The organism is Promicromonospora alba (assembly GCF_042654905.1).
Lineage (GTDB): Bacteria > Actinomycetota > Actinomycetes > Actinomycetales > Cellulomonadaceae > Promicromonospora > Promicromonospora alba.
The window spans coordinates 439,498-451,878 of the sequence record NZ_JBHSFI010000008.1; the positions used below are offsets into that span (position 1 = coordinate 439,498).

General features: G+C 70.8%; 12 protein-coding genes. 6 read left to right on the top strand and 6 right to left on the bottom strand.

The window, feature by feature from the left end; genetic code table 11:
• The first annotated feature begins 17 nt into the window (after positions 1-17).
• From ACFO6V_RS24625 to ACFO6V_RS24645, 5 genes are all read left to right on the top strand, one after another.
• Entirely contained in the window at positions 18-440 is a 423-nt protein-coding gene (locus ACFO6V_RS24625; RefSeq protein WP_377140728.1) for a sigma factor-like helix-turn-helix DNA-binding protein, read from the top strand.
• Entirely contained in the window at positions 433-1,269 is an 837-nt protein-coding gene (locus ACFO6V_RS24630; RefSeq protein WP_377140730.1) for a zeta toxin family protein, read from the top strand. The genes ACFO6V_RS24625 and ACFO6V_RS24630 overlap by 8 nt, the downstream gene beginning before the upstream one ends.
• Positions 1,270-1,332: 63 nt before the next feature.
• A complete protein-coding gene (gene manD / locus ACFO6V_RS24635; protein ID WP_377140733.1) occupies positions 1,333-2,547 on the top strand; it encodes a D-mannonate dehydratase ManD in 1,215 nt (404 codons plus the stop codon).
• 114 nt (positions 2,548-2,661) lie between these two features.
• Entirely contained in the window at positions 2,662-3,246 is a 585-nt protein-coding gene (sigK, locus tag ACFO6V_RS24640; protein ID WP_377140736.1) for an ECF RNA polymerase sigma factor SigK, read from the top strand.
• Positions 3,239-4,084 carry an anti-sigma factor gene (locus ACFO6V_RS24645; RefSeq protein ID WP_377140739.1) on the top strand — a complete coding sequence of 282 codons (846 nt, stop codon included), beginning with the start codon at positions 3,239-3,241 and terminating at the stop codon, positions 4,082-4,084. The genes sigK and ACFO6V_RS24645 overlap by 8 nt, the downstream gene beginning before the upstream one ends.
• Positions 4,085-4,304: 220 nt before the next feature.
• On the opposite strand, the gene ACFO6V_RS24650 is transcribed toward ACFO6V_RS24645, so the two are convergent.
• On the bottom strand, positions 4,305-4,985 hold the full coding sequence (locus ACFO6V_RS24650) for a fasciclin domain-containing protein (RefSeq protein WP_377140742.1): 681 nt from the start codon (positions 4,983-4,985) through the stop codon (positions 4,305-4,307).
• 185 nt (positions 4,986-5,170) lie between these two features.
• On the opposite strand from ACFO6V_RS24650, the gene ACFO6V_RS24655 reads away from it, so the two are divergent.
• Complete coding sequence (locus ACFO6V_RS24655; RefSeq protein WP_377140744.1) at positions 5,171-6,982, top strand: cytochrome c biogenesis protein CcdA; 1,812 nt, start codon at positions 5,171-5,173, stop codon at positions 6,980-6,982.
• Between the two features lie 6 nt (positions 6,983-6,988).
• Here ACFO6V_RS24655 and ACFO6V_RS24660 read toward each other — a convergent pair whose 3' ends face one another.
• From ACFO6V_RS24660 to ACFO6V_RS24680, 5 genes are all read right to left on the bottom strand, one after another.
• Positions 6,989-7,783, bottom strand: a complete 795-nt coding sequence (locus tag ACFO6V_RS24660; protein WP_377140747.1) for a hypothetical protein — start codon at positions 7,781-7,783, stop codon at positions 6,989-6,991.
• 67 nt (positions 7,784-7,850) lie between these two features.
• The gene (locus tag ACFO6V_RS24665) at positions 7,851-9,725 is read right to left on the bottom strand and encodes a serine/threonine-protein kinase (RefSeq protein WP_377140749.1); all 1,875 of its coding nucleotides are present in this window, start codon (positions 9,723-9,725) and stop codon (positions 7,851-7,853) included.
• Between the two features lie 137 nt (positions 9,726-9,862).
• The gene (locus tag ACFO6V_RS24670) at positions 9,863-10,975 is read right to left on the bottom strand and encodes a DNA alkylation repair protein (protein ID WP_377140752.1); all 1,113 of its coding nucleotides are present in this window, start codon (positions 10,973-10,975) and stop codon (positions 9,863-9,865) included.
• Between the two features lie 155 nt (positions 10,976-11,130).
• Positions 11,131-11,559 (bottom strand): organic hydroperoxide resistance protein, encoded by a 429-nt coding sequence (locus tag ACFO6V_RS24675; protein WP_377140755.1) that lies wholly within the window; start codon positions 11,557-11,559, stop codon positions 11,131-11,133.
• Positions 11,560-11,747: 188 nt separating this feature from the next.
• On the bottom strand, positions 11,748-12,338 hold the full coding sequence (locus ACFO6V_RS24680; protein ID WP_377140758.1) for a TetR/AcrR family transcriptional regulator: 591 nt from the start codon (positions 12,336-12,338) through the stop codon (positions 11,748-11,750).
• Between the last annotated feature and the right edge of the window lie 43 nt (positions 12,339-12,381).

Here is a 12,381-nt window from a genome sequence, read left to right on the forward strand (position 1 = left end):
CGCGGCAGGAGGTCACCATGTCGAACAACATTGCCCGTGTTGATGAGTCGGACCTGAGGATGGCTTATGTCCGTGCGCGCCTGGCGGAGATCGAGCGGACCCGGCGCGTGTATCTCGCGGCCGAAGGTGGAATGCCACAGCGCGACATCGCGCGTGCCGTGCACATGTCTCAGTCCGCTGTGCATCGGCTGATTGCCAGGGCCAAGGTGCTGGGCGTCGGTGAGTCGGTCGAAGAGATCGTCCTCGAGAGACACGTGGGCAAGTGCTCGACCGACGAGATGCTTCGACGTCTGCGGGAGACGAGGGCCTGGCTGCCCCGCGTCGTCGACCCTGTCGATGGTGTTCTACCCGGTTCGTCAGAGGAAGACGTCGAGGTCCTGCTCGAAGGTGGGTTTCTCACCGAGGCCGAGGTTGACCTGATCCTTGATGCGCATGAGTGAGCTGCGCGACGAGGTTCACGCTGCTGCGCTGACCGCGATCTCGGACGAGCGCCCGCTGGACTTGATTCTTACGCGCGCGGAGCAGCGCCGACTCGTGCGGTTCGCTCGTGACTGGTATCTCGATACGCACGCCGAGAGCGTGACACGAGGCGGGACGTGTGTGGTGGTCACTGCGGGACCGCCTGGTGCAGGCAAGAGCTCGACCTTGTCGACAGCTGTGGAGGACGTCCGCTCACGCCTCGTCATCGATGCCGACGTCGCCACGGAATTTCTTGCACGCTGGTGTGTGGACGCCGGGACCTACAGCGACGTCCTCTCCCGGGTCCTGCCCGATGGGCGGAACGTCATGCCCTTGGACCTGTCGCCGTTGCTGCAGACCGTGTCTACCGAGGTGTGCAACGCTGTGCGGCGCTCGGCACTCGAGAGTGGGCTCGACATCGTGGTCGAGAGCACCATGTCCACACCTGCCTTTGGAGAGCGGCTGCTTCTGTCGCTCTCGAAGGCTGCCTGTCGGCAGCTGATCATCGTGTCGGTCGAGACGAACAGGACGACCGCACACGAACGCGCTCGTGCGCGGTGGTGGGCAGGGCGTCTCGATGACCACGAGCTCGGTGGACGTCTGGTGTCTCCAGAGGTGATCGATGCTGGCTTCGGTAGTGGCGATGCGGTCAGTTCGTCCCGCAGCTGTGCCCGCGACCTGGTGCGCATCATCCGAAGCGGTGGCAGCACGCTGGATACGGTCACGTTGATGGAGTACGACGACGGTGCGCTCATCGCGGTCGACGCGGATCCGCCCACCTCCGTCGACAGGGCTGCCTCGATCATCTGAGTCGAGGGCCTACGGTTTGGACCGCCAGTCCCGAATCCTCAACCGCCAACAGAAAGTCTCCGCATGAAGATCGTCGACGCCAAGGTCGTCGTCACCTCGCCCGGCCGTAACTTCGTCACGCTCCAGATCACCACCGACGACGGTGTGACCGGGCTTGGCGACGCCACCCTCAACGGGCGGGAGCTGGCCGTCGTCAGCTACCTGCGGGACCACGTCGCGCCGCTGCTGATGGGGAGGGACCCGCACCGGATCGAGGACGCCTGGCAGTACCTCTACCGCGGCGCGTACTGGCGCCGGGGTCCCGTCACCATGGCGGCCATCGCCGCCGTCGACGTCGCGCTGTGGGACATCAAGGCGAAGGTCGCCGGCCTGCCGCTGTACCAGCTGCTCGGCGGCGCCAGCAGGGACCGGATCATGGCGTACGGGCACGCGAGCGGCGCGAGCCTGCCCGAGATCTTCGACTCCGTGCGGGCGATGCAGGAGCGCGGCTACCGCAGCATCCGCGTCCAGAGCGGGGTGCCGGGTCTGCAGTCGGTCTACGGGGTCCACGCGACGACGTCGGCCGACGGGTCGGCCCCGGACGTGCTCGCCCGGCCCGTGGTCGAGGACTGGGACACCGCCGCGTACCTGCGGTACATCCCGCGCGTGTTCGAGGCGGTGCGCAACGAGTTCGGCCCGGACCTGCCGCTGCTGCACGACGCGCACCACCGGCTGTCCCCGATCGAGGCGGCCCGGCTCGGCAAGGACCTGGAGCCGTACGACCTGTTCTGGCTCGAGGACTGCACGCCCGCAGAGGACCAGGAGGCGCTGCGCCTGGTGCGGCAGCACACGACGACGCCGCTGGCCATCGGCGAAGTGTTCAACACAGTGTTCGACTACCAGACGCTCGTCGACGAGCGGCTCATCGACTACGTGCGCTCCGCCGTCACGCACTTCGGCGGCGTCAGCCCCATGAAGAAGCTGTTCGACTACGCCGGCCAGCGCGGGATCAAGAGCGCGATCCACGGACCCGAGGACATCTCGCCGGTGGGCATGGCCGCGGCGCTCCACCTGGACCTGGCGATCCACAACTTCGGCATCCAGGAGTACTCGGGCCACACGGACCTCACCAACGAGGTCTTCCGGCACGCGTACACGTTCGACGACGGCTACCTGCACCCGGGCGAGGCTCCGGGCATCGGCGTCGAGCTGGACGAAGAGCTGGCGGCGGCCCACCCGTATGCCCCGGGCTACCTCCCGGTCAACCGCCTCCAGGACGGCTCGGTCCACGACTGGTGAGCTGTGCGTGCGGCGGATCACAGCTTCGCGGCAGATGCACGCCCATCCGATAACGGATCGGCACCGAACCTGGTGTGTAGAGATGAACGGGTCTGCGTGAGGCAGACTGGGCCGGTGGCATCACCACCGGTCCGGACTTCCTCGCGCGACTCTGTCGACGCGCTCCTCTCGGCGTGCGCCGGCGGTGACCCGGCGTCGTTCACTCCTGTGTACGACGCGCTGGCCCCGGTAGCGTACGGCGCGTCGCTCGGCGTCCTCCGGGACCCCGACCACGCGGCAGAAGTGACCCAGGAGGTAATGGTGGAGGTGTGGCAGACGGCGGCACGGTTCGACGCGGCTCGCGGCTCCGCGCGCACCTGGGTCGCGACACTCGCCCGACGGCGCGCGGTCGACCGAGTCCGCTCGGAGCAGGCACGCCGCGACCGGGACCAGCGCGATACCGACCTGCGCAACGGCGAGTCCGCGCGCGACGTCGTCGTCGAGGACGTCGAGCGCAGCCTCGAAGGCTCTGCCGTGCGCCGCTGCATCGAGGGGCTCACCCCGACCCAGCGCGAGGCGGTGGTGGTCGCGTACTACGGCGGCCTCACCTATCGCGAGGTCGCGGAGCAGCTCGGCGCGGCCCTCCCGACGGTGAAGAGCCGGATCCGCGACGGGCTCATCCGGCTGCGGGACTGCCTGGGGGTGGCGCACCATGTCTGACCGAAACGACGGCGGGACCAGGGACGACGCGCGAGGCGACGTCCGTGACCTCCTGCCCGGGTACGCACTGCACGCCCTCGACGACCTGGAACGCCGGTCCGTGGAGCGGCTCCTCGAGTCGGACGCCGACGCGCGCCGCGCCCTGGACGAGTACCACGAGGTCGTCGCGTCGTTCGCCGTCGACACCGAACCCCCGGCCGCGCTGCGTGCGAGCGTGCTCGACCGCGTCCGGAACACACCGCAGGTCTTCGGCGCGAGCGCCCCGGCTGAGCCGTCAGGCACTGATGAGTCGTCCGGTACGGCCACGCCGTCGCCGGCTACGGCCCTGCCTCCGGGTCAGGGGCCGACGGCGGGCGGTGACGGCGACGTCGTCGACCTCGCCGCGCGCCGGCGGACCCGTCGCTGGGGTGTCGGGCTCACCGCCGTGGCCGCCGCGGCGGCCATCGCCGTGCCGACGACCATCGCCGTGCAGGTGACGGCGGAACGCGACCGGCTCCGGGAGCAGAGCGAGATCGTGTCGGAGATGCTGGTCGACCCCGACGCCTCGATCCTCCGCGGCACCGTCGAGGGCGGCGGACAGGCGTCGGTGCTGGTCGCCGACGACGACATGTTCTTCCGCGCCGATGATCTGCCGGAGCCGGGCGCCGGCCGCGCCTACCAGCTCTGGGTGGTCGCGGAGGACGGCAGCGTCTCCTCGGCGGGTGTCCTCTCCGTGCGGGACGGCGAGACGGCGTCACTCGTCCAGGGTGTCGAGGGCATCGGGATGGCCGTGACCGTCGAGCCGGAGGGCGGCTCCGAGCAGCCGACGACGGACCCGGTAGTGGTCATCGGCGCCTGACCGCCTGCAGCGGGCAACCCGGACGACGGGTTGCCCGCTCTTTCGTGTGACCGCTCTTTCGTGTGACCGCTCTTCGTGTGCGCCCGCTCCTTCGCGTGCGCACAGCCCTTCGTATGCGCACAGAAGAACGGGCCCTCCGGTTCTCGACAGGCTCCACCACCGGTGGTGGAGCCTGTCGAGAACCGGAGGGCCCGCTCAGCGGTCACCCTTCAGAGAAGGGTCACATCTTCGGCATGAGCACCGCGTCCACGAGGTAGACGGTCGCGTTCTGGGTCATCACGCCACCACAGATCACGTTCGCGTCGTTCACCTTGAGCTCGTCACCGCTGCCGGTGACCTCGAGGGTCTCGCCCTGGACGGTGGTCTGCTCGCCCATGACCTGGTCGGGGGTGAGCTGGCCGGGCACCACGTGGTACGTGAGGATCTGCGTCAGCAGGTCGCTGTCCTTGGACAGGGTGTCCATCGTCGCGGCGTCGATCGCCTTGAAGGCGTCGTCGACCGGGGCGAACACGGTGAACTCGTCACCGTTCAGGGTGTCGACGAGGTTCACGTCGGGGTTCACCTCACCGCTCACCGCCGCCACCAGGGTCTTCAGCAGCGGGTTGTTGGAGGCGGCCACGGCGACCGGGTCGGTGGACATGCCGGTGACCGAACCGGGGCCGTCCGGCACCTGCTCGGCGTAGCCCGCGCAACCGGGGCCCACGAGGTTGGCGGCCGGGTCTACGGCCATGTCCTCGGTCATCTCGTCCGAGGGCTCCTCCGCGGGGGCCTCCTCGGTCGCGGTGGTCTCGCTCGTTCCGGCCGCCTCGTCCTCGGGGCCCGAGCTGCAGGCGGTGAGGCCGATCATGGTCAGGGCGACGATGCCGACTGCTGCATAAGACTTGCGGGTACGAACGTTCATCGGTCTCTCCTCGGTGTGTCGTCACCCCGCGTCTCACGGGGCGTCTTGACCGAGGTTCGGAGCGGGCGGCCACCCGGATGGGACCGGATGTGGACGAGTTTTTTTCGGCTTCCCTGACCCGCGCCGGATCTGCCCTGAACCCCTGCCCCACCCATCCGGCACGGCCGCCGTGCCGAACCGGGCACATGGGAACCCTCATCGTCATCGGCCTCCTGGGAGGCCTCATCACCGGAATATCGCCGTGCATCCTGCCGATGCTGCCCGTGATCTTCTTCGCGGGCGGCGTGCAGGGTGCACGGACACGGAGCGCCGACGGCACCGGGGGCACAGGCACCGGCGGTACTGCTACCGCCACCGCCACCGCCACCACCACCGCCGCCGTGCGCACGCGGCGCTCCCTGCGCCCCTACATAGTCATCGCCGGGCTGGTCCTGAGCTTCAGCGTCTTCACGCTGCTCGGCTCCCTGCTGCTCTCGGTGCTGGGTCTGCCCCAGGACCTGCTGCGCTGGGCCGGCATCACCCTGCTCGTCCTGCTGGGCATCGGCATGATCGTGCCCCGGCTCGAGACCATCCTCGAACGTCCCTTCCAGCGCATCGCCGTCTTCGGGGCGAAGCGGGGTGCGGCCCGGCAGGACCGGGGCGCGTTCGTCCTCGGCATGGGCCTCGGCGTCCTCTACGTGCCGTGCGCCGGACCGGTGCTCGCCGCGATCACGGTCGCCGGTGCGACAGGCAACATCGGGCCGGAGACAGTCGCCCTCACGGTGTCCTTCGCCGTCGGCGCGGCGCTCCCGCTCCTGCTGTTCGCACTTGCCGGACGGCGGATCGCCGAGCGGGTACAAGCCTTCCAGCGGCACACGAAGGCCATCCGGACCGGTGGCGGCGTGATCGTCATCCTGCTGGCCATCGCCCTCGCGTTCAACCTGCCCGCCGCGATCCAGCGGCTGCTCCCGGACTACACGGGCGCGCTGCAGCAGCGCGTCGACTCCTCGGAGACCGTGCGCGAGGCGCTCGACCTCGGCGGCCTCGTGACCGACGAGAACCGTGAGCTGTCCAACTGCTCGAACGGGGCGCCGGTCCTGGAGGACTGCGGCACCGCGCCGGAGATCCGCGGCATCGACGCGTGGCTCAACACGCCGGACGGGGAGGCGCTCCAGCTGGAGGCCCTGCGCGGCCAGGTCGTGCTGGTCGACTTCTGGACCTACTCCTGCATCAACTGCCAGCGGTCCATCCCGCACCTGAACGCCTGGTACGACAGGTACGCCGACGTCGGCGAGGGCTTCGAGGTGATCGGGGTGCACACCCCCGAGTTCGCGTTCGAGCGGGAGACGCGCAACGTGATCCAGGGGGCGAAGGATCTCGACGTGACCTACCCGATCGCGCAGGACAACTCCTACGCGACCTGGACGGCCTACCGGAACCGCTACTGGCCGGCGCAGTACCTGATCGACGCGGACGGCACCGTGCGGCACATCCGGCTGGGCGAGGGCGGGTACGAGAACACGGAGAAGCTGATCCGGGAGCTCCTGGCGGACGCCGACCCCGGCGTCGACCTGCCCGAGCCCACGACGGTCCAGGACGCGACGCCGCTCGACGAGATCACGCCGGAGACCTACTTCTCCATCAAGCGCGTCATCAACTACTCGGGCGAGCCGAGGTATGCGGCGGGCCGCCAGGAGTTCACGCTCGCCGACGAGCAGAAGCAGGACACCTTCTCGCTCGGCGGGACCTGGGAGGTGGACTTTCAGGGCGCGCGTGCACTGTCCGACGACGCGCGGGTGCGCCTTGCGTACCGGTCGGCCGACGTCTTCGTGGTCCTCGGCGGGGAAGGGAGCGTCGAGTCGACGGTGACCACCGGCGGCCGCTCGACCACCACGAGCATCGACGTCTCGGGCAACCCGAGGCTCTACCCGGTGCTCGAGGGCGACGGGCCGACCGAGGGGTTGGTGGACCTCGAGGTCCCGGAGGGCGTGCAGGTCTACACGATGACGTTCGGCTGACGCCGGTCAGACGTCGTCGAGCAGGAGGACGTCCGGCGGCACCAGGGTGCGGGTCTGCAGCAGCTCGGTGACCAGGTTGTGGTTCAGCATGTTGCCCACCGGCTCGCCGACCTCCTCGCGGGTCAGTCCGGGCACACCCGCGCGTGACAGCCGCCGTCGGACGCCGGACACGAGGTGCTCCACGCGCTTGGAGCTCCACTGCTCGTCGGGCAGCAGGGCGCCGAGGTCGGTGGCGACCTGCTGCCACGTGCACGGCTGCGGGTAGGCCTCGTGGAGCAGGTACTTCTGCGCGAGCGAGACGAGGGCCAGCCGCTCGTCGGCGCGCAGCTTCCACGGCTTGTCGCGCAGCGTCGCCGCGTCGGGCGCGGGTCGGGGCAGGCGTCCGTCCTGGTCCGCGACGTACAGTTCGAGCAGGTGCCGGCGCCTCGCCGTGCCGTTGACGAAGACCGGCGTGTACCCGGCCTCGACCGGGTAGGGGTCGTCCTCGGGGAACAGCGTCATCGAACGGGGCAGCTGGAGCGCGCGGTGCCCCGTGTTGGCGAGCCACCACCGGCCGCCCCGGAACGTCACGGAACCCTGGCTGCGGCTGATCCGCAGGTCGTCCTCGCCGACGCAGACGTGCACCTCCGGGCGGTTGCGCCCGAACACCACGGTCCGCTCCTCCCGGGCACCGAGCCGGACGCCGCCTGACACGGAGAGGGCGTAGATGGTGTTCGGCTCGGACGTCGGCACGCCGAACGCCAGGCTCGCGTGGTTGGGGGAGAGCGGTTCGGTGCCCTCCATCTGCGGTATGTCCGTCAAGGCGACCTCCAAGTGTTTCCCGTCGCCAGCGTCGCACGCCATCCCCGGGACCCCTCCCGGCGCCCGGTCAGGACACGGCGGGGAGGGCGGCCGCGACCGGCTCGGCGATGTCCAGGGCGAGGGCACAGAGCTCGTCGACCGACTCCTCCCCGCTCCCCTCGAGGTGGATGCGGACCAGCTCCGCGACGATGTCGCCGTCACCGTCCCTGCTGACCGCCACGCGGTTGACGATGGAGACCAGGCACGAGTCCTCCGACCACGAGTCGCCCTCGTTGAACACCTCGTGCCCGCTGAGGACGAAGCGCTCGCCGCTGTCTTCCGAGAGCGGGTCGCTGTGCTGGAACAGCACCCGCAGCTCCGTGCCGTCGTCGACGTCCCACTGGCAGTCCCACTCGGCGAACCCGACGACGGGACGGGCGGCATTGCCGGGCAGGCGTTCGAGCGGCTCCCCGGCGAGCAGGTCGCACGCGCTCTGCGTGTAGAGCGAGCCCGCGGCGGGTTCCCATGTGCGGCGGGGGACCTGACCCTCGTTGAGCAGGGTGGTGGTGTGGTCCAGGTTCGCGTCGGCGATCTCGCAGAGATTGTCGACCTCGCCCGCCCCCGCCGGCTCGTTCCACGTCTCCTGCCACACGTCCAGCGTGATGTTGTAGTCGCCGCCGGGCAGGTAGAGGTCGCGGCTGCACTCCTCGGGCAGGTCGGACTCGTCGTTCACCACGGTGATCTCGCCGACCTGCCGGTTCGGCTCGTCGGGCTCCGCGCTGTTGTGCCAGATCGTCAGGCCGGCCACGATCAGCGCACCGTCGTCCCTCGTCACGACGACGTCGCAGCTGTTGAGGTCGCCGTTGTCGGTACGGATCCGGGTCTGGCCGAACGCGCCGAGCGACTCGACGTCGAGGAGCGCGCACGGGTCGGCGGTCGCCGGGTCGCCGACGATGCTGGTGTTCTCCCCGGCCGCGCGCTCTGGATCGGGGCCGCCGTCGCCGTCGCCGCTGCCCGTGTCCGCTCCCGCGACGGGCGTGTTGCCGCGGTCCACGGCGACCCAGATCGCGGTGGAGATCGCGGCAACCAGCACGACGGCGGCGGCGACCGCTGCGAGGAGCCACCGCGGGCGTCGCGGGGCTCCGGCCAGTGCCGGTCCGACACCCGTCGTCGGGTCGCCGGCCAGGATCGCCAGCTCCCGCCGCGCCTCGCGGAGGTGCGGCCGGCCGCCGGGCTTCTTGGCCAGCATCCGCAGCATGACGGGCGACATCCGGCCTGCCCTCGTGGGCGGCCTGACCTCCTCGGAGACCGTCTTCCACAGCAGGGCGTGCGCGTTGTCGTCGCCGAACGGCGTGGTGCCCTCGAGCGTGTAGTACAGGGTCGCGCCGAGCGACCAGACGTCGGAGGCCTCGGTGAACCGCTCGCCCTTGGCTACCTCTGGCGCCAGATAGCCCGGGGTCCCGGTGAGGGCGCCCGTTGCGGTGACCGTCTCGTCGTTGTGCAGCGCGCGGGAGATGCCGAAGTCCGCGAGCTTCGCGAACCCGTCGTCGGTCACCAGGACGTTCGCCGGCTTGATGTCGCGGTGCAGGATCCGGTGGGCGTGGACCGCCTCGAGGCCGCCGGCGAGCTGGGCGCCGTAGCGGGCGGCCTCCTCGACGGTGACCCGCCCGATCTTGGAGAGCGGCCGGCCGGCCACGTACTCCATGACCACCCAGACCTCGCCGCCGTCGTCGACCACGTCGTGCACGGCGACCACGTGCGGGTGGTTGATCCGGGAGAGGGTCCGGGCCTCGCGGCGGACCCGGTCAGCGCCGTCGTCGTCGCCCTCGTACCGCGTGCGCTTGAGTGCCACCGGCCGCTCGTGCAGCCGGAGGTCGGCGGCCCGCCATACCTCGCCGTGGCCGCCGGAGCCGAGGCGTTCCTCGAGCCGGTAGCGGTCGCCGATGATCTGCCCGCTCTGCACCTGTCGTCTCTCCCCCCGAAGGACATGTCAGTCCATGCGCCGTGCTGGAAAGACGCTAGTGCAACGTGATCGGGGAGGACAGGGCTCGGATGCGGCCGGGATCACCCGGACGTCGCCCAACGTTCCCGCGCCGCCGGTCAGACGCCGGCCGGCCGGTCCAGCTCGAACGAGGCCAGCTCCGTGGCGACGCCGTTGACCTGGAGCGCGACGGCGTGCGGCCCCGGGTAGTAGCGGCGGGTAGTAATCGGCCGGAACGAGTGCTCACGGCTGAGCCGCACCTGCTCGCCGGGCGCGAGGGTCCGGGTGGCCAGCTTGAACGTCTTGGCAGTCTGGGAGCCGTTGGCCTTCTGATGGTGGACGACGTAGTCGATGGACAGCCGAGCCTCCTCGGCGCCGACGTTGCGGACCTCCGCCGTGAACCGGAGCGTGCCGCCGAACGGCACGCGGTCGCCGTCGAGCACCGGGCCGTCGATCTCGAGCGCGGCGGGGGCGAACCCGAGCAGCCCGAGGGCGCCCGGATGTCCGCGCTTGACCAGCGTGCGGAGCGCATGCCGGACGAGGCCCTGGGTCGTCGCGACGGGTTCGGCGAGCCAGCGCCCGGCCGTGTCGACCACCAGCCCGGGATGGTCGCGGCTCAGGTCATTCAGGTGGTTGGCGACGGAGCGGCGCACGTAGTCGCTCTCGTCCCGGTAGAGGGCGTCGAGGACGGGGACCGTCGCCCCGGGGCGCGCGAGCAGCTCCGGCACGCGCACCGCCCAGGGCAGGTACGGGCGCGTGCCCTCGCTGGCCAGCCTGCGGACGTCGACGTCGTCCGACCGGGCCCAGCCCGCGGCGATGCCGAGGGCGCGGTCCAGGTCGTGGCGCAGGAGGGTGCGCACCGCGAACTCCGCGGTGAGGCGCCCGGTGAGCTCGGCCAGGAGAGCCATCGCGTCGTCGAAGGCCGCGTCCGTCCTCTCCTCGACGGCCCTGGCCGCCACGGCGCTCGTGACGGGCCAGATCAGCCAGCCGGTGAACGGCGTCGCGCCGTCGCGCGCCGCGCGGACCACGCGCGCGAGGTCCGCGTATCCGCCCGGCAGGTCGGCCAGCAGCGCGTCGCGCAAGAGGTCCGCCCGTTCGCGGAGCGCGAGCTCACCGAGCCGGCCGGCCGTCGCGGGCAGCGCGTGCAGGGCGACGCCTGGAGCCGCCGCGGCCACGGCCTCGGTGAGGGTGGTGGCCGTGCGGTCACTGATGAGCTGGTCGGCGAACGGCATGCGATTCCTTCTCGACGAGGGCGGACGTGTCAGAGGCTCAGGTCACCATGGTGACCTGAGCCTCTGACACCGGCGCTCAAGCTCGCCCGAGCCTGCGGTTCCGCTCCGGGCGCGTGCCTCGTTCCTCGGCCCGCACCCTCCGCTGCGCCTCCGGCTCAGGCGATGGTCGTGTCGACCGTCACCGGGATGTTGCCGCGGGTGGCGTTCGAGTACGGGCACATGGCGTGCGCGCCCTCGACCAGCTTGTCGGCGGTCTCCTGGTCCACCCCGGAGACCTCGACGTGCAGCGCGGCGCTCAGGCCGTAGCCGCCGCCGTCCAGCGGAGCGATGCCGACCTCGGCGACGACCGCGGAGTCGTTGATCTGCACCTTGTGCGCTGCGGCCACGGACTTCAGCGCGCTGTGGAAGCACGCCGCCCAGCCGGCGGCGAACATCTGCTCCGGGTTGGTGCCTTCGCCCGACCCGCCCATCGCGGTGGGGATGGCCAGCTTGAGGTCCAGCACGCCGTCGTCGGACACGACCTGGCCTCCGCGGCGGCCGTCTCCCGTAGACGTCGCGACCGCCGTGTAGATGCTGTCAGCCATGTTGCGCTCCTTCTCGAGGCCGGCGCGCGTGCAGCGCCAACCATGTAGACGAACTAGTACGTCTACCGTAAGGGGTGAATGTGGCTCGGCACAAGTAGCGGTCCGAACGGGGTCGTGGCGAAGAGCGGCGCGAGCCCGCCGCCACGTGCGATGGCGGCGGGCTCGCGCAGGTCGGAGCAGGGTGCGGTCTACGTGGGCGAGCCGGCCCGGGCGGCGTCGACCACCGCGAAGATCGCGCGCTCCAGGGCGGTGCCCACCCGGGACGGGTCGTCGAGGTAGCCGGTCAGCATGGCGCCGTCGCGCAGCATCATCAGCTCGTCGGCCGCCTGCTCGGGGTCGGCCACGCCCAGCCGCCCCGCCATCGCGGCGAAGGTCTGCCGGTACCAGGCGCGGTGCTCCGCGACGGTCTTCCGGACCGGGCTGCCCGGGTCGGCGTACTCGGCGGCGGCGTTGATGAACGAGCAGCCGCGGAAACCCGGGCGGCACGTCTCGGTACCGACGGCGCGGGCGAACCGGCGGAGGACCTCGGCGTCGTCGCCGGTAGCCGCGCGTACGCCCTCGAGCGCCTGGCGCTCCCAGGCTGCCTGCCGTTCGAGATAGGCCACCACCAGCGTGTCCTTGGTGCGGAAGTGGCGGTAGAAGGTGACCTTCGTGATCCCGGCGCGCTCGATGATCTTGTCGGCGCTCACCGCGCGGATCCCCTGCGAGTAGAACAGCTCGGTCGCCGCGTCGAGGATGCGGTCCCGGGTGGTCGGGCCGCTCGATGTGGTGGTGCTCATCGCGCCATCTGCTTCCGTGTTCGTTCCGGATGATCGGAACGAA

Excerpts from the sequence above, each read along its gene's own strand:
- ACFO6V_RS24675 (WP_377140755.1), bottom strand. The coding sequence starts at position 11,559 with ATGGCTGACAGCATCTACACGGCGGTCGCGACGTCTACGGGAGACGGC.
- manD (WP_377140733.1), top strand. The coding sequence starts at position 1,333 with ATGAAGATCGTCGACGCCAAGGTCGTCGTCACCTCGCCCGGCCGTAAC.
- ACFO6V_RS24650 (WP_377140742.1), bottom strand. The coding sequence starts at position 4,985 with ATGAACGTTCGTACCCGCAAGTCTTATGCAGCAGTCGGCATCGTCGCC.
- ACFO6V_RS24680 (WP_377140758.1), bottom strand. The coding sequence starts at position 12,338 with ATGAGCACCACCACATCGAGCGGCCCGACCACCCGGGACCGCATCCTC.
- ACFO6V_RS24625 (WP_377140728.1), top strand. The coding sequence starts at position 18 with ATGTCGAACAACATTGCCCGTGTTGATGAGTCGGACCTGAGGATGGCT.
- ACFO6V_RS24670 (WP_377140752.1), bottom strand. The coding sequence starts at position 10,975 with ATGCCGTTCGCCGACCAGCTCATCAGTGACCGCACGGCCACCACCCTC.
- ACFO6V_RS24645 (WP_377140739.1), top strand. The coding sequence starts at position 3,239 with ATGTCTGACCGAAACGACGGCGGGACCAGGGACGACGCGCGAGGCGAC.
- ACFO6V_RS24655 (WP_377140744.1), top strand. The coding sequence starts at position 5,171 with ATGGGAACCCTCATCGTCATCGGCCTCCTGGGAGGCCTCATCACCGGA.
- ACFO6V_RS24630 (WP_377140730.1), top strand. The coding sequence starts at position 433 with ATGAGTGAGCTGCGCGACGAGGTTCACGCTGCTGCGCTGACCGCGATC.